12 protein-coding genes are annotated in these 17413 nt (G+C 36.9%); 7 read left to right on the plus strand and 5 right to left on the minus strand.

The genetic code is table 11. The annotated features are described in order from the left end of the window. The first annotated feature begins 327 nt into the window (after nucleotides 1-327). Nucleotides 328-1197, plus strand: coding sequence for a transporter substrate-binding domain-containing protein (locus ABID39_RS01055; RefSeq protein ID WP_354185160.1), 870 nt, complete (start codon nucleotides 328-330; stop codon nucleotides 1195-1197). A gap of 7 nt (nucleotides 1198-1204) precedes the next feature. Here ABID39_RS01055 and ABID39_RS01060 read toward each other — a convergent pair whose 3' ends face one another. Next, a complete protein-coding gene (locus tag ABID39_RS01060) occupies nucleotides 1205-2737 on the minus strand; it encodes a YifB family Mg chelatase-like AAA ATPase (RefSeq protein ID WP_354185163.1) in 1533 nt (510 codons plus the stop codon). A 416-nt stretch (nucleotides 2738-3153) separates the two neighbouring features. Between ABID39_RS01060 and ABID39_RS01065 the strand changes: the two genes are divergently transcribed. Then, entirely contained in the window at nucleotides 3154-5118 is a 1965-nt protein-coding gene (locus ABID39_RS01065; RefSeq protein ID WP_354185165.1) for an autotransporter assembly complex protein TamA, read from the plus strand. Beyond that, a complete protein-coding gene (locus tag ABID39_RS01070) occupies nucleotides 5118-9767 on the plus strand; it encodes a translocation/assembly module TamB domain-containing protein (RefSeq protein ID WP_354185167.1) in 4650 nt (1549 codons plus the stop codon). The genes ABID39_RS01065 and ABID39_RS01070 overlap by 1 nt, the downstream gene beginning before the upstream one ends. A 682-nt stretch (nucleotides 9768-10449) precedes the next feature. Here the strand turns inward: ABID39_RS01070 and ABID39_RS01075 are convergent. Continuing rightward, nucleotides 10450-12216, minus strand: coding sequence for an ABC transporter ATP-binding protein (locus ABID39_RS01075; protein WP_354185169.1), 1767 nt, complete (start codon nucleotides 12214-12216; stop codon nucleotides 10450-10452). A 218-nt stretch (nucleotides 12217-12434) separates the two neighbouring features. Then, the gene (infC, locus tag ABID39_RS01080) at nucleotides 12435-12953 is read right to left on the minus strand and encodes a translation initiation factor IF-3 (RefSeq protein ID WP_354185377.1); all 519 of its coding nucleotides are present in this window, start codon (nucleotides 12951-12953) and stop codon (nucleotides 12435-12437) included. A gap of 190 nt (nucleotides 12954-13143) precedes the next feature. On the opposite strand from infC, the gene ABID39_RS01085 reads away from it, so the two are divergent. From ABID39_RS01085 to ABID39_RS01100, 4 genes are all read left to right on the plus strand, one after another. Continuing rightward, nucleotides 13144-13923 carry an alpha/beta hydrolase gene (locus tag ABID39_RS01085; protein ID WP_354185171.1) on the plus strand — a complete coding sequence of 260 codons (780 nt, stop codon included), beginning with the start codon at nucleotides 13144-13146 and terminating at the stop codon, nucleotides 13921-13923. Between the two features lie 33 nt (nucleotides 13924-13956). After that, nucleotides 13957-14703, plus strand: a complete 747-nt coding sequence (locus tag ABID39_RS01090) for a M48 family metallopeptidase (protein WP_354185173.1) — start codon at nucleotides 13957-13959, stop codon at nucleotides 14701-14703. A gap of 215 nt (nucleotides 14704-14918) precedes the next feature. Then, nucleotides 14919-16091 (plus strand): succinyl-diaminopimelate desuccinylase, encoded by a 1173-nt coding sequence (dapE, locus tag ABID39_RS01095; protein ID WP_354185175.1) that lies wholly within the window; start codon nucleotides 14919-14921, stop codon nucleotides 16089-16091. A 515-nt stretch (nucleotides 16092-16606) separates the two neighbouring features. Continuing rightward, nucleotides 16607-16759, plus strand: coding sequence for a helix-turn-helix domain-containing protein (locus tag ABID39_RS01100; protein WP_354185177.1), 153 nt, complete (start codon nucleotides 16607-16609; stop codon nucleotides 16757-16759). 2 nt (nucleotides 16760-16761) lie between these two features. Here the strand turns inward: ABID39_RS01100 and ABID39_RS01105 are convergent, their stop codons facing one another. Next, nucleotides 16762-16896, minus strand: coding sequence for a hypothetical protein (locus ABID39_RS01105; RefSeq protein ID WP_354185179.1), 135 nt, complete (start codon nucleotides 16894-16896; stop codon nucleotides 16762-16764). A 91-nt stretch (nucleotides 16897-16987) separates the two neighbouring features. Continuing rightward, nucleotides 16988-17377: a VOC family protein gene (locus ABID39_RS01110; RefSeq protein WP_354185181.1), complete on the minus strand. Its 390-nt coding sequence runs from the start codon at nucleotides 17375-17377 to the stop codon at nucleotides 16988-16990. Between the last annotated feature and the right edge of the window lie 36 nt (nucleotides 17378-17413).

Here is a 17413-nt window from a genome sequence, read left to right on the forward strand (position 1 = left end):
TTGGTTTAGAAAAAATACGAGAAATGTTATTGATAGAGCAAAGATCCTGAGAAAAAATAATAATAGAAAATTTCATTTATAATTTACGCTAAAGTAATCGCTTTTCTCATAGACAATTTTTTGTGTATTTATGTGAGGAATTTTACGTAAAAATCCTAACATCCCCAATATATTTTGAAAACCATGTAGAAACTGTCAAATTTTTTGGCAATTTCAGAGAGTAGTAGAAATTTAATTTATTCGAGTACCAGATATTTCAGTTAAGTGCGTTAGATATTATGACGGAGAAGAATTGCATTTTATCTTTAAAAAATGGGGGGAAAGATTTTGACAGTAAGGAAACCGATAAATGGATTTAGTATTCTTATTAGAGCTTTATTTTTAGCATGGGGATTTTTGCTTTCCTCTTTTACAGAAGCTGAAACAGCTGGAAATCTGCCTTCTTTTTTTAATTTACGTGAACATTTGGTAAAACCCAGTACAACAGGTATAATTCGTTTGCGTTTTGTCACAACTTTTGATTTTCCTCCTTTTAATTTTCTTGATCAAACGGGGCATCTTACGGGCTACAATATTGATTTATTACGCGCTATTTGCTCAAAATTAAGCCTTGAAAAACTCTGTGAAGTAGAAGTTGTTCCTTGGGAAGAGCTTGTAAACCATGTCAAAGATGGTAAAGCAGAAGTAATTGTTGCTGGTTTAAAAGAAACAATTAAAACACATCAAGATGTTGTTTTTACAAGATCCTATTTACGTTTTCCGGCTCGATTTGTTGCATCTCAATTTGTGAAACTCGATGAGCCAATAAACGAGAAACTGATACATTTAAGTACTGGATTATTATTGAAGAGCGCTCATGAAAAGCTATTTCATAATTATTTTCCTGAAGCTAAATGGCAAGGATTTAAAGACAGGAAAGAGCTCTATCAAGCGCTACAGGATCGCAAAATTGATCTGATTTTTGATGATGGATTTGCTTTATCCTTATGGTTAAATAATCAAAAAAACGTTGATTACTATCATTTTATTGGAGGGGCGTATATGGCTCCACAGTTATTGGGACAAGGAATGCGGCTTGCTGTCGCAAAAAAGAACGAAAAATTAATTGATCTACTCAATTATGCTCTGAAATCTTTAGAAGATGATGGCAAACTTGCAGAGCTTTATCTGCGTTATTTTCCGATAGGGTTTTATTGATAAGTTTTTAGGTAAGAGCAGTTAGTCTTTCAGTGCCCAGTCTATAGGAAATAGCTTCCGCGAGATGATGGCGAGCAATATAGTCTGCTTCATCGAGATCAGCAATGGTGCGTGCAACTTTGAGAATTCGGTGATATGCGCGTGCAGAAAGGTGCATTTTTTCACTTACATTCCGTAAGAGTTTAGCAGCGCTTTTGTCAAGAGTGGCAATTTGTTCAATAATTTTAGCAGGGCAATCACCGTTGGTACGAATGTGGTCAAGATCGAGAGTTTTAAAACGTTTGGCTTGAATGGCACGACATCGTGCAACGCGTTTTGCGACATAGCAGCTTTTTTCTGATTGTTCTGATTGCATAAGATCCATAGCTGTTAAAGCAGGAACGTCGATTCGTAAGTCAATTCTATCGAGTAGAGGACCAGAAATACGGGATTGATAATCGGTTTGACAGCGTGTTCCCTTAGAGCAAACATAATCTTTTTCTCCTGCCATGCCGCATCGACAAGGATTCATAGCGGCAATAAGTAGGATGCGAGCAGGATAGCTGATATGGTGGTTTGCACGGGCAATCACACATTCACCACTCTCTAACGGTTGACGAAGAGAATCAAGAACCTGTGGAGAAAATTCAGGTAATTCATCAAGAAATAGAACGCCATTATGTGCAAGTGAGACTTCTCCTGGTTGCCCTTTAAGCCCACCACCGATCATTGCTGCCATGGAAGCAGAATGATGTGGAGCACGAAATGGGCAATGGAGTGAAATACCCTTATGAATTGTTTTTCCTGTAATAGAAGCAATCAGAGAAACATCTAAAAGTTCTCGGCTATCAAGAGGTGGTAAAATAGAAGGTAAGCGTTGGGCTAACATAGATTTTCCTGCACCAGGAGGACCTACAAACAAAAGGTTATGTCGTCCAGCTGCGCAAACTTCTAATGCACGTTTGGCAGTTTTTTGTCCTTTAATTTCGCAAAGGTCTGGAAGTTCAGTTTGAATAGTATATTGGCGTGGTTGTGGGCGTTTTTGAATTTGAGTTCCTTTAAAATGATTCACTATGGTGAGAAGAGATTCAGGAGCGAGAATATTCATTTCTGCATTTGCCCATGCTGCTTCAGGTCCGCATGGGTGGGGACAAATAAGTCCTTTATCGAGAGATAAAGCTGTTATTGCAGTTGGTAGAACACCATTAACAGCTGTAATAGAACCATCAAGTGATAATTCGCCTAAAATGACATAGTCTTGCGCTACTTCTGGAGGAAGAATGCCCATAGTAAGCATTAAGCCTACAGCAATTGGTAAATCATAATGTGATCCTTCTTTAGGTAAATCAGCAGGAGCAAGATTAATGGTAATACGTTTATTGGGCATAGAAAGCCCACAAGCATGAAGAGCTGCTTGCACGCGTTCACGGCTTTCTGCTATTGCTTTATCGGCTAATCCAACAATAGCCATTCCTATTTTACCAGAAGAAATCATCACCTGTACATCGACAGGTATTGCCTCTAAACCGCGAAAAACAACAGTTGTTACACGCGCTATCATCGGTTTATTTCTCCCCCCTGTCTGACTTAAAAAAGACAATCATATCTGTACAAAAAAATCAAGGAGTGTTTCTATGGTTTTTAGAATAGAGAGATCTATATAAACGTGCAGGATTTTGTTGTGCAATCATAGAGAGTTATTTGCACAAATTTAACTATGATTATAGGCAGTTGAATAAAACATTTATAATAAACCAAATGAATATGTTAGGAAAAAAAGAGCAAGATGATTTGTGTTACATAGAAGTATAGAATATTGTAGATATAAGGGAATGGTGACATTATATTTTGCAAGCTGTTGTGCGAGAAAAGGTGTTATTTAATGTGCTAAAATATGCAAAATATCTGCGGTATATATATTTATTTTTCTTGTTTGATTTTATTTAGAGTAAAACTGTATTGAAGGTATCTGATTTTATGGTATATCATAAGGTATTTTTATTAAAATCAGAAACTATGCGCAGTATAATTATAGGTCTATGCTTCGTTTTTGCTTTTTCGCAGCCACTTGCAGCATTCGAATTTCTTGGTATTCCTCTTTTTGGACAAAAGAAAACAAATTCTTCTCCATATAATGTCAATAGTACAGAGAAATTTTATAAAATTGATGTTGTAACTCCACCTGGTGCACCATCAGAAGGTATTAAAATAGTGAAGGCAGTGTCTTCTCTTTTTGCTGATAAAGATAAAGCATCATCTAGTTCTTCTGGTTTGTTAGCTAAAGCCCGTTCAGATTATCGCGTTATTCTTTCTGCTCTTTATGCTGATGGACGTTATGGCGGTGTGATTAGTATTAAAATTAATGGTTTAGAAGTTGCTGATGTGAGTCCGGTAACTCAGCTTCCAGCACAATCCAATATCGTTATTACAATTGATGCAGGTCCACAATATGTTTTAAGCGTGGCGGGTATCAATAAAGTTGCTCCAACTGCAAAATCTAAATTCTATAAAATACCTACAATTGAAGAGTTAGGCTATAAAGTTGGAACTGTTGCCAAATCTGAAACCATTCTGAAAGCTGAAAGGTGGGCGGTTGAAGGATGGCGTCAACAAGGTTATGCTAAAGCAAAAATTATGAAAAGTGAGATCGTTGCTGATCATGCTACACGTCTTATTGATGCGCGTATTGCTGTTGATCCTGGACGAGAAGCTTATTACGGTTCTTTAAACGTACGTAATGTTAGTAAGAAACCACGTGTTGATTCAGCCTTTATTTCGTGGATGACAGGGTTAAAGTCAGGGGAAAAATATAATTCTGATGCGTTAGTAAAAGCAAGTGAACGACTTACACGACTTAATGTTTTTCGTGCTATAAATATACATGAAGCTGATACAATTAATCCTGATGGTAGCTTACCGCTGACGCTTGTTTTAGAAGAACGTAAACCACGCCGTTTTGGAGCAGGTGGTAGCTATTCAACGCTAGATGGCGCTGGTCTTGAAGCTTATTGGATGCATAATAACCTCTTTGGCTATGCAGAGCATCTTAAAATTGAGACGAAAATAAGCAGTATTGGAGGCAATAAAAATAAATTATACAATTTGAAAAATTTTGATTATCTGCTCGGTGGCATATTTATCAAGCCTGGTATACTTACTCCTGATACCGACTTTAGGACAGAACTGAAAATACAGCAAGATATCTTAGATAATTATATGATAAAAGCCATCAGAGGAAAGTTTGGTATAACGCATATCTTTAATAATAGTCTATCGGGACAGGTTGCTATAGAAATTTCTAATAGTTATTCACGTGATATCTATTTTGGAAATCGTCATTTTAAAACTATTGGGTTACCCAGTGGTTTTATTTACGATAGCCGTAATAATAAGTTTAACGCAACAAAAGGTTTATATGGTGAGGTGATTATTGAACCTTTTTATGAAGTATTCTCTAATGATTTTGTAGCAAAAATGACCATGGAAGGTCGTTCTTACTGGGCGTTGGATGAAAAGGATAGTATTGTTTTTGCGGCGCGAACAAAGCTTGGCACAATTCTTGGAAGCGATGCAGAACGAGTACCTTCAGATATACTCTTTTTTGCTGGTGGGGGCGGATCTGTTCGTGGTTATGCTTACCGCAATATTGGTATTAAAACAAACAATGATGCTGTTATTGGGGGCCGAACACTTGTTGAAGGGGCAGCAGAATTACGTTTTTCTTTAAGTGATAATATAGGATTAGTCAGTTTTCTTGATGGAGGTTTTGTAGGGGGAAAGGCACATTTTGATTTTCCTCAAAAAGTGAAATGGGGAGCGGGTGTTGGAGGGCGCTATATGACGGGTCTTGGGCCTTTACGTGTTGATTTAGCCTTTCCTTTGAAGCGGGAAAAAGGTGATCCTCGCGTTGGTTTTTATGTGGGTATAGGGCAAGCGTTTTAATGAAAAAAAAGGTGCGTTTATCAGTTTTCTTATTTGGATTCTTATTTTTTTTGGTGAGTACTTTTGTTTTTACGCAGATAGGTAGTTCATCTTCTAATGAGACGCATACAGATGACTCTTCATGGCTTGTTTCTTTGATTGAGCGCAAACTTTCAGCACCTAATCATCGCGTTCGTTTACATAATGTACAAGGGACGCTGTCTTCCCAAGTATCAATTGATGCTATTACTGTCAGTGATAAAAAAGGGGTCTGGTTCAAAATTACCAATGCTCAAATGAATTGGAATCGTCTAGCGTTGCTGAGAGGGCGCATAGATATCAATCAGCTTTCAGTGGAACAGATTACATTTTTGCGCAGACCACGAAGTAGCTCTTCGCTTGTTTCTTCTCTTGCGTCGGAGAAGCTTTCTTTACCTAAATTACCACTTGCCATTTCTATCAAAACGCTTACAGCTGAGCATGCAATGTTTAAGGAGGATGTTTTTGGTTTTTCTGCTGATGTATCTTTAAAAGGAAATTTTGCTTTAGCGAATGGTAACTTTGATGTTGATATAGCAGCACATCGTTTAGATGCACCGGGATCTTTTTCTGTTTTAACAAAAATATCCAATAGCAGTCGTACGGCTCAGATTGATATTTCTGCAGATGAACCGCAAAATGGTATTTTGGCGAATATTTTGCATATTGAAAAGCATCCTGCCCTAAATCTTGCCATTAAAGGCGATGGTACTTTCGATGATTTGGTTGTTAAACTTTGTTTGGAAGCTGATCATTCTCCTATTTTAGATGGTAATATTATTGTTGCAAATGTGGCAGAAGGACATAGTTTTTCCACTAAATTAGTGGGTGCGCTTGGTTCTTTAATGCCTCCTGAATATCGTAATCTTTTCGAATCTGATGTCACGTTGAATGCACAGGCGCGAATGACAAAAGAAGGAGTGACACACCTTGATCATATGGCGCTTCAGAGTAAAGCAATGAATGTCATAGCCAATGCCAAAATAACAGCAGATGGATTTTTGCGGCGGCTTTTTGTTGATGGTAAAATAGCTCTTAATAAGGAGAGTGGATCTGCGCATTTATCAGCATCAGAAGTACCAATGCGTGCGGATAAGCTTGCTTTAAATATTGATTATGGTCGCGAAGGAAAACAATCTTGGAATGGACGTCTTGTTGTACATCATATGAGAAATAAAAATATTCATATTCGTGATGCAATTTTTGATATGGGAGGGGTGAGCGAAAACCTTGATGATGCAGTTTCTCGCCATGTTGGTATTCAGATTAAAGGGATACTCAAAGGAATTGAAAAACGTAAAGGTGCATCGGTAGAAGAGCTAGACGAAACAGTTCATATGCATTTAGATACGGATGTTTTTTCTAAAAAACCCATTTTAATTCATGATTTTAGTCTTACAGGGCAGAGTTTTTCTGCTTGGTTAAAAGGCAAAGTGGATCACTTTATTTTTAAAGGTGATCTTGGTTTAAAAACCCAAACACTAGCACCTTTTAGTTTATTGAGTAAACAGGCACTTTCTGGTAGCGCAGATGTTAAAGCCAAAGGAACAATCGGTTTAATGAGTGGCGTTTTTAATCTTGAATTATCAGGAATGGCTGACAATATGAAGATAGGTATAGAATCTTTCGACCGTTTCTTCAAAGGCAATTTTATTCTTTCAGGTGGCGCTGCTTATGATGCGACAAATTTCATTTTGCGTCGTCTGGATTTGAAAAGCCAATATGCAAACATAAATGCCGATGGGTATGTTTCAAGTGAGAGCGCTAAAATGGATTTTTATGCTCAATTATCTGATCTTGCCAGATTGGATCCGAGAATAAAAGGGACACTTACCGTTCAAAGTACTGCTAGAGGGCACAATAGTCTTATAAAACTTGACACGCGGGCTCATGTTGCTGAAGCATTTTTAGTAGGAAAGAAACTACAAAACACAACACTTACAATGAAAACAGTGGTGGATAATACATCACTGACGACTTCTTTATCTGGTTCTATAAAAGGTGAAGGAATTTTTGCCAAGAAACCTTTGCATTTATCTTCGTCTTTTAAAGACTCCAATCGGATTCGAAAATTTGAAAATATCGAGATTAGAGGAGGAAACGCAAAAATAACCGGTGATTTTTTTCAAGAAGTTGGAGGTTTTGTGAAAGGTGCTTTGCATATTGATGCTGATGATATTTCACCTCTTGCCGCATTATTTTTGCAGGAAGGTAGCGGAAAAATAAAAGGAGATTTCATTTTTGACGAAGAAAATGGCAGACAAAAGGCTCATCTAAAGGCGCGCGTTGACCATTTAGATTTTGCAGAAAATAAAATTAAAAAATTAGCAATAGAGGCGGATGTTTTTGATCCTTTTGGCATGACACAGTTTGAGGGTTTTATTGATGGAGAGCGTATGCAAACACCTTTGATGGTTGTTAATCATTTCAATGTCCATGCTCATAACAATAACGGACAAACAGATTTTACTGTTCAAGCGATGTTGCCTAATAATACAAATGCACAGTTTTCTGGTCATATGATTATGGTAGAAATTCCAAAAGGCATAAAACGAGAAGTGAAAATTGAAACCATAGATATTAAACAATCTAATTTCCATGCGACATTGCCTAAACCAGCTATGATTGTTTTTAATAACGATGGAATGACAATAGATGAATTAGAAATTGCCATTAATGGGGGTAGAGTTGCGCTTGCGGGAAATGTGCAAGAGACTATTGATCTGAATTTTACAATGAATGCCCTTCCTGCTGCTTTAGTTAATTTATGGAAATCAGATCTTGGAGCCACTGGTATGATAACAGGTCAGGTTATGGTTCGTGGTAGTTTCAAAAAACCTGAGGTGATTTATGATATAAAAGGAGAAGAGCTTACAACTATTGTTCTTCAAGATAAAAAAATAACGCCTTTTATGCTCTCTGTTACAGGTAAGACAATAGACCAAAATCTTACTTTAAATGCACATTTAGCAGGAGAAGGAGCACAAGCACAAGCACATGGCAGTGTATCTTTGGATAGAAGCAAACTCGATCTTCATGTTGATTTACAAAATTTGCCTGCCCATTTGATCAATAGTTTTATTGAAAAGCAAGCACTTGGAGGAACGGTGGTAGGCAAAATTGATATTGGAGGAACAGTGAAAGATCCATCTGTTCATTTTGATCTTTCCAGCCAAAGCTTGACTGCTATGACCCATAAAGGAGCTATCTCAATAGATGCGAATGCCCGTGGTTCTTACAAAAAATCAACTTTTCATATCGAGAATATAGTAGCAACAGGAGATAAAGGATTAAATCTCTCTATAAATGGCCCTATTTCTCTCAATGATTTAGAGACGACATTGAATATTAAAGGAACGATGCCTCTTGCTTTTGCTGACTCGTTGTTAGCGAAGCGTGGTGCATATGTCACGGGCACAGCAAAAATTGATACGATACTAAAAGGTCGTTTATCTCAGCCACAGATAGTAGGACATCTTTCTATAGACAATGGCAGTTTTTTTGATTCAAAAATAAATTCGGGATTGAACAATATAACAATTGAAGGAAAATTGAATGGCGATCATATGCTGATAGAAAAAGCTTCAGCTATTTCGTCAGAGGGAGGGTTAGTTTCTGCCTCAGGTCGTATCTTTAATGATCTACACTCAGATTTGATCATTCACCTTGACCACGCTAATTATAATGATGGTTCTATGATTCTTGCAACATTGTCAGGCAAGATGACAATGACAGGTTATTTTCTGAATGATTTTGTTATTGATGGTGATGTTACAGTTGAAAAAGCTGAAGTTTTGGTTCCTGATCGTTTTCAAAACACAAAATTTCTTGATATTAAAAATGAGAATTTAACCAAGCCAATTCAAAAAACACTTGAACGTGCTGATATTAAGAACACCAATAAAAGTGCTCCTGTCTCTCAAGAATCTTCATCTACTGTAAAGTTAAATATGCGGGTTACTGCACAGAATCAATTTTTTGTACGGGGACGAGGGTTAGATGCGGAACTGGGAGGGCGTATTAATCTAACGGGTCCATTAGATGACGTGCATCCAGTTGGTGAATTTAGGATGATACGTGGACGTTTTGATATTCTTTCACAACGTCTTAACTTTGATCAAGGACAAGCGAGTTTTAGTGGTAACCTGAATCCTACAGTTGATTTTGTAACAAACCATAATAGTGATGATATTCGCGTTACTGTGACTGTAAGTGGAACAATTGATAATCTTGATATTCATTTTTCGTCACAACCGAATTTGCCACAAGATGAGATTTTAGCGCGTTTGATTTTTAATCGCTCTCTTAATGAGTTATCACCATTTCAGCTTGCCCAGCTTGCGGCAGCGGCAGCTGATCTTGTCAGTCCCTCTAATACATCTTTATTGAATACTCTACGTGCTAAAATTGGTCTTGATGATCTCGATGTTATCATTGATGAAAAAGGGAATACAGGCTTACGTATTGGCCGCTATATACACAATAACATTTATTTAGGTCTTGAAGCAGGGTCGAATGGAACAACGAAAGGAACGATTAATTTGGATATTTCTCATCATCTCAAAGCTAAAGGTTCTATAGGGAATGAAAAGAATTCTAGTATTGGTGTCTTTTATGAAAAAGACTATTAAAGACTGCAGTTCTAATTTCTCAGATTTTATGTTTTTAATTTTCTAAATTATCAGAAAATTTAAATTATCAGAAAATTGAAGCATATATTAGAAATCCCATAAAAGAAAAAGTCTTTTTATTGAGTCTTGGAAAGGTAGATCTAAAATATCTTATTTTTTGTCTGTCACGATTTCTCATAAAATCATATTTCTTTATGAAAAACTGTATGTTGTTATACTTTTCATTTATATATTTGTGTTTAATATTTCTCATTGCCTTCATTCATTTTATGGCGACGCCTATAAATGGGGTGTGATACGAGCTCTTTCCGTGAAGAGTATAATGCAAAACTCTCCATGAATAATGTAACGTAAAATTGTTCATAAATTGAGTATAATATAAATTCATTGCGCACACTCTATCTTGCTTATGTAAGATACAAAATGGCATCGTCATGCTATTTTTCTAGTTTTCAATGTTTGCCAATTACTTTTAAATTGAAATGATCCTGAGAGACAGATTTATTTTTTTCTTAAATGATATCTATATGCGCTAATTTTTTTTGGGATGTGTAGGAAAATGATTTTTTCTGATTGCTGCACTTAATGTAATGCTTCTACATAATATTACCCTGTTTTTTTTAAAAGAACATAACTCTCTGTCTTGCTTCTCTCTCTCAAACTTTATTGAAATATCTAGAAACTAGGATATGCTCTTTTTGAATTGGATGTTATGAAGTTTTTTGTAAAAACCGTTTGTTTTTGCGAGTAATTCTTTTTGGGTACCTTGTTCAATCAGCTGTCCATTTTGTATGACAACAATCTTATGAGCATGAACAATTGTTGAAAAGCGATGAGCAATGACGATAGTTGTGCGTCCTTTTGTGAGATGATGGAGGGCTTCATTAATTTGCGCTTCAGTGTGGGAATCTAAAGCACTTGTTGCTTCATCAAGAATGAGGATTTCACTATCATGAAGCATTGCTCTAGCGATCGCGAGTCGTTGTTTTTGTCCGCCTGAAAGAGTACAGCCATTATCACCTATCTGTGTATCATAGCCATTTGGGAGATCCATAATAAAGTCGTGAGCATTGGCTGCTTTTGCTACTTTGATAATGTCATCGTCGCTGGCTCCTTCTTTTCCAAGCCCAATATTATATTTGACAGTTTCTTGAAAGAGAAAAATATCCTGTCCTACATAGGCTATCAGATTTCTCAGGGAGCGAAATGTAGCATAGCGAATATCTTGATCATTAATATATATGCGTCCCTTTGTAGGGTCATAAAGGCGCATAATAAGATTAATAAGAGTTGATTTTCCTGAACCAGATGGTCCTACCAACGCTGTCATTTTTCTAGGTTCTATTTCTAGATTGATGTCCTTCAACACCATTTGATTATCCGTATATGCAAAGGAAACATGTTCGAAACGGATAGATCCTTGTGTTTGATCCAGATCTTTAGCTTTTTCATGTTCTATAACCGTAAGAGGATGATCAAGAATTTCAAACATCGTACGAATATTAACCAAACCAGCTTCAATTTTCACACGTACATTGGCGAGTCTTTTTGCAGGTTCATAAGCAAGAAGCAAAGCGACAATAAAAGACATAAATTCACCTTGAACACCTGTACGCTGAGTTGCAAGATAGCCGGAAAAACAGATTATACCCGCAATTACAACACCCGTGAGTGTTTCCATAATAGGGTTTGTAATGGCTTGAAGTATTGCAATAGTGTTTGCTTGTTTTTCGACATGGAAAATGGCTTTATTCATACGTTTTTTCATTAATTCTTCTAACGAAAAAGCCTTAATAACGCGAATACCAATAGAAGTTTCTTGTACAATTTTGATAATTTCACTAAGTGAAAGAAGTTCTTTTTCTACGAGTTTGCGAACACGTTTTAAAGCCATTCTGACCCCTAAAAAAGCCAATGGTCCTACTATTAAAGTAATAGCGATTAACGTAAAATTTTGAATAGACATAACAAGCAATAAACCGCTAACGGAAAGCAAATCACGCACAAAAGTTGTTATAATTGTATCAATGACATTACGTGCTTCTGTAGCGTTGTGAGTTACACGAACAAGAAGATCAGACGAAGTATGATTGTGATAAAAAGAAACGCCTTGTTCCATAAGGCGAGCATAAATTCTACGCTGTTGTTCAGCAACGATACTGTTACCTGCTTTGCTCAAAAAGTAAGTTTGAGCAAAAGTTGCAATTCCTTTGAGAATAAAAATGAAAGCAACGATGCTAGAGATCAAAACAATCATACTAAAATTTTTTGCATCAACAATATAATTGACAACATCACGCATAATCCACGCGCTGGCTGCTGTTGTGCAGGAAATAATGACCATTGAAAAAATAGCTGCACTGTACCAGCGCGCATGTTTGTGAAAATTTTCTCGCAAAAGACGTATGATAAGCTGTTTATCAAAAGCGGAAATTTGTTTTTTGATCATGAAGTGCTTCTATATTTTATCGTTGTTTTATGCAAGATCGAAGCATTCTTAATTAAAGACATTTAATCTTTTTGATAAAAAAGTTTCTTAAATAGAGAAGTTAGCATACATTTTTTCAACTTAACAACACCGCTTCAATCCTATGCGGTGTTATTAATCGCATTTATACACTCAATCGTATATGGGTTGTATTTTATAGATTACTCCCAATGGAAAAATTATTTAGCTGCTATTACCATCATCATTTGACGGCCTTCAAGTTTTGGTTCAGATTCGATTTTAGCTATCTCACTTGTATCTTCTTTAACCCGCTGAAGAAGCTTTAGTCCAAGATCTTGGTGTGCCATTTCACGACCACGGAAACGCAAAGTAATTTTTACCTTATCACCATTACCAATGAAGCGATGAATAGCTTTGAGCTTTACACAATAGTCATGAACATCCACATTTGGACGCATCTTAATTTCTTTAATCTCGATGACTTTTTGTTTTTTACGCGTTTCTGCTGCTTTTTTTTGGGTCTGATATTTCAGTTTACCCAAATCGACGATTTTACAAACGGGCGGCTCTGCATTTGGTACAATTTCAACTAAATCAAGCCCTGCATCTGCAGCCATAGCAAGCGCTTCTTGTATTGTAATAATCCCCTGATGCTGCCCTTCATCATTAATAAGCTGAACGCGAGGAACTCGAATCTCCTGATTTGAACGCGGTCCATCTTTCTGGGTAGGTGTTATTTTAAACGGTTTGCGAATGGTTAATGCTCCTTAATTTTGATTCATCTACAACGTAATTTAATATACAATTATGCACAAAAAAACAACTAGGTTTCGTGCTTTTTTCATATTTAATTTATAACTTTTAAGTTTAATTTGAAAGATAGAATTTTCCTTTTATAGTAAGGATGTTTTATGAAGGAAAAATATAATGGATCAAAATATTCCTTGTCAGTTTTTTTCGTTTGAAAACACTGCTCTTGCAGTCCGCCATCGCAAAGGGCGTTGTTCTCCTGGTTTAGTTTGGCTTCCTGGTTATCTATCTGATATGTTAGGGGATAAAGCGATATTTGTTGATAAGTTCGCTCAGAAGAATGATTTGTCCTGCTTACGTTTTGATTATTCTGGTAATGGAGAATCGGGGGGTGATTTTTTTCAAGGAACGATTTCACGTTGGATTCAGGAAAGTTTAGCGGTTTTTGAGAGCTATTGTGAGGGGCCACAAATTTTGATTGGTACCTCTATGGGGGGGTGGATTGCCTTAAGGCTTGCTATGTTGCTAGCGCAGAAAAATAAGAAGCTTGCTGGCATGATTTTGATTGCACCTGCTGCTGATTTTACAAAAACATTGATAGAATCAGGGTTAGGTGTGAAGGCGTGGAAAATTTTAGAAGACACGGAGCATATTGAACGATCTTCTATTAGTTATACGGAGCCGGTTCCTTTTACAAAAGCATTTATTGAAGATGGCAGAGACAACTGCGTTATGAAGGGATGCATTGATGTTGGGTGCCCAATCCATATTCTACAAGGAATGGAAGATGTGGAGATACCCTATAAGCATACATTGACTTTACTTAACCATTTGCCGTTACATGATGTAACGTTGACGCTTGTTCGTGATGCAGACCATAGATTTTCACGGCCGCAAGATTTGGAGTGCCTCGGAACAGCATTGAAGTCATTAATTGACAGAATTAATGCAGAATAAAGGTCAAATTTATTAATGATAAAGACATAATGTATGACCATTTATGATCAGCTTTTTGTTATTTCTAATCGTACTGTTCCTCTGCGAATACGGGAACATAGGTGCGCGCGCCGTCTAACATTACGGATTGATGCGAGGTATCAAGAAATATGCGTGACAACACCGCCAGCGATCAGTCTTTGTTCGGTTCAAAATTTTGTTGAGAAGCACCGATCTTGGATTGAGGCACGTTTTGCTTGTGTACAAAATTTTTGTGAAAGTTCTGATCTCAAAGATGGTACAAAAATTCCTATATTAGGTGTTATGCATACTATAAGGCATAAAGCAGGGCGTGGAATAACAGAAATTACGACAGGGAATGGAGAACAAGGGCCTCAAATTATCGTTTATGGTTCATTAGAATATTTGCCAAGACGTGTTGCTGATGTTTTAAAAAAACAGGCTGCACTCATTATAACGCCATTGGTGGGATATTATGCAGATAAAGTAGAGCGTAAAGTAAAATCGATTTCTTATAAAGATACAAAAAGTCGTTGGGGTTCCTGTTCAATAAGAGGATGTCTCTCTTTTTCTTGGCGCCTTGTTATGGCGCCAAAAGAGATTGTTGAATATGTTGTTGCGCATGAAGTAGCTCACCTTATCGAAATGAATCATGGCCCAAAATTTTGGGCTCTTTGTGAAAAGCTTTGTCCTGAAAGTCAAACTTATCGCGCTTGGCTGAAGAAAAATGGTCATATGCTGCAAATGATCAATTTTAATTCATATAAGCTAGAAACATAAAAAACGCGCGAAAAAATAATATTTTTCGGAACTTTTTATAAAGCACCCCATTAATGTATGTGCTTCATCATGTGATGAGGAACTCATTGAAGCCTCAGCAATATTGTCTTCCCCTGCTTGATTTGCTGAGTGTCTTCAATGTTTTTTCTTTATCTTTTTTGTAATTCAGCTTAATAATCTTCAATAATTATTAAATTCAGATTGGAAGAGTGCTTATGCCTGTCTTTACAGATCCTGTCCAACTCTTACAGGCGCTTATCCGTTGTCCTTCTGTTACACCTCATGAGGCGGGTGTCTTATCAATTTTGGAACAATTTCTAACAAAGATAGGATTCCACGTTGAGCGTCCTGTTTTTTCAGATAAAAATACAGAAGATGTTGAAAATCTTTATGCCAAGATGGGGAGAGAAGGTCCGCATCTTATGTTTGCAGGTCATACGGATGTTGTGCCACCAGGAGCACTGGAAAGCTGGACTTATCCTCCTTTTGAAGCCGTAATAGATCAGGGAAAATTATATGGGCGAGGGGCTGTTGATATGAAGGGCGGGATAGCTTGTTTTGTTGCAGCACTTGCTCGGATTCTTGAAAAACAACCTATTAAAGGAACAGTAAGTCTTCTGATTACCGGTGACGAAGAAGGTCCCGCTCTTAATGGTACGGTTAAGCTTCTCAAATGGGCAGAACAAAAAGGCGAAAAATGGACTGCAGCTCTTGTGGGAGAACCAACAAGTGTAAAATATGTTGGTGATGTAATCAAAATTGGTCGTCGAGGATCGCTTTCTGGTATTATCACAGTTCAAGGTTGTCAAGGGCATGTTGCTTTTCCCGAGCGTGCAGCTAATCCATTACCTTTAGTCAGTAAACTTATTCAGGCGTTGACACAAACTACTTTAGATCAAGGCACAGAAAATTTTCAACCAAGTAATTTAGAATTAACAACTATTGATACGGGGAATTCTGCTGTGAACGTTATTCCAGAGCAGACGATCATTCGTTTTAATATACGCTATAACGATCTTTGGACAAAAGAAACACTCATGTCAGAAATTGAAAAGCGTCTTGCTTTGGTGCAACCAAAAAATAAGTGTGATCAATTTCCCTATTATCAGCTAGAATGGATTCCAAGTTTGGGAGATGTTTTTTTGACGAAAAACGATAAACTCGTTAACATGTTATCAAATACCATTAAAACTGTGACAGGAAATAGACCAGAATGTTCAACTTCGGGAGGAACTTCGGATGCACGATTTATTAAAGATTATTGTCCTGTAGTTGAATTTGGTTTACTAGGGCAAACCATGCATACGGTTGATGAATGTGTGTCCCTTGAAGCAATGGAAACTCTTACTGTTATTTATGAACGTTTTATTGTTGATTTTTTTGGGTAAGAAGGCGAGATATTGATTTATAAGAGATAATCTATCTTTTTGTGTGCTGCATGAGAATCGTGAATATTTTCTCTTAGTTTTAAGTCTTTTTCATAATAGAATAATCAGAATCATTTCTTTATACGTTGAAAATAGGATCGTTATAAAAATTACTTGGGAAAATACTAAGAATAGTTCTTATGAACCATTGCGATGTAAAAGCTATTAGCAAAATTGGAAGTTAGCAAAGAGAATAACGCTACCAGCTATAATAAGCAATATACTGATTTATAAAGATAATTTATTGTTTTGCATGTTAAATGAGAGTCCTGAAAATTGTAAGCTTCTCTCATTCCAGATTTGTTTATCTTGAATCAATCAAAATCATCCCTTTGCGCAGCAAAAGTGGGATTGCTGTATGGATAAAAACTGTACAAGACAATGAGTAAAATACTTATAATGAACTGTCTCAATGCAAGGGGTGTAGCAATATTGTGGGGGGCTGGCAAATATAATAATATGGTGGTTTCATTGTTATGCGGGATTATGGCAACTTTAAACGCTATTTAGCGCGAAGCCGTAGTCATGGAATTATAACGGTTTGCGGTATTGATTTACGTATTCTTGTTGCTCTGTATCAGGAACTTAAACAAAAATTGATGAAATCCTTTAAAAACTCCGTATTTTGAAATTATTCTCCTCTCAATTTTGATGCTAAACTTTTTAGACCTCCAATATCAGAACGACTAGCGGCAAGAGCACCACGCCCAGCTTCTCTGCTAGAATAGTGGGCTAAATGGGTTGCTCCAAACGAATAACCACGCATCGTAAATAAACCTCTAGCGTGTATAGCTTATAGGTTTTGGAAACGGACACTTATTATAATTCAGGCTATTAAAGATCAGGCCTAAGGCTTTTTAATCCAGTGGACAAACACGAATAATATGTCCATCGGGATCTTTGATGAGGAAGGTACGTCCAAATACATCAGTATACGGTTTCTTTAAGACATTTATCTCAACGGTGGTTTGCTCTTGCCATTCCGCATAGAGTTTATCTACGTCTTCTCCAGTAGGCAACATAATGCCGATTTCTGAAAAACGAGGCACATTTTCCTCAGGCACATCGCCCCCAGACCAGAGTGCAAAAAGTGCATCACCTGAAGAAGCAAATGCAACATAGCGTGGTGAGATGAATACAGGCTCTTTCTTGAAGATGAATTTGTAAAAAGTGGTAGAACGCTCTACGTTTGATACGTATATCAACAGTAGGTTTGGAGTAACAGGATAAGTAGGGATATTACTCACAAATTCTCCGTGATTCAGTAGCGGTTTTCTGACATG

The sequence above is a fragment of the Bartonella japonica genome, assembly GCF_040545385.1.
GTDB classification, from domain to species: Bacteria; Pseudomonadota; Alphaproteobacteria; order Rhizobiales; family Rhizobiaceae; genus Bartonella; species Bartonella japonica.

Bases quoted from the DNA above. Each gene is read 5' to 3' on its own strand.
- ABID39_RS01105 (WP_354185179.1), bottom strand. From the start codon at position 16,896: ATGCGTGGTTATTCGTTTGGAGCAACCCATTTAGCCCACTATTCTAGC.
- ABID39_RS01070 (WP_354185167.1), top strand. From the start codon at position 5,118: ATGAAAAAAAAGGTGCGTTTATCAGTTTTCTTATTTGGATTCTTATTT.
- dapE (WP_354185175.1), top strand. From the start codon at position 14,919: ATGCCTGTCTTTACAGATCCTGTCCAACTCTTACAGGCGCTTATCCGT.
- ABID39_RS01060 (WP_354185163.1), bottom strand. From the start codon at position 2,737: ATGATAGCGCGTGTAACAACTGTTGTTTTTCGCGGTTTAGAGGCAATA.
- ABID39_RS01100 (WP_354185177.1), top strand. From the start codon at position 16,607: ATGCGGGATTATGGCAACTTTAAACGCTATTTAGCGCGAAGCCGTAGT.
- ABID39_RS01090 (WP_354185173.1), top strand. From the start codon at position 13,957: ATGACCATTTATGATCAGCTTTTTGTTATTTCTAATCGTACTGTTCCT.
- ABID39_RS01065 (WP_354185165.1), top strand. From the start codon at position 3,154: ATGGTATATCATAAGGTATTTTTATTAAAATCAGAAACTATGCGCAGT.
- ABID39_RS01075 (WP_354185169.1), bottom strand. From the start codon at position 12,216: ATGATCAAAAAACAAATTTCCGCTTTTGATAAACAGCTTATCATACGT.
- ABID39_RS01085 (WP_354185171.1), top strand. From the start codon at position 13,144: ATGGATCAAAATATTCCTTGTCAGTTTTTTTCGTTTGAAAACACTGCT.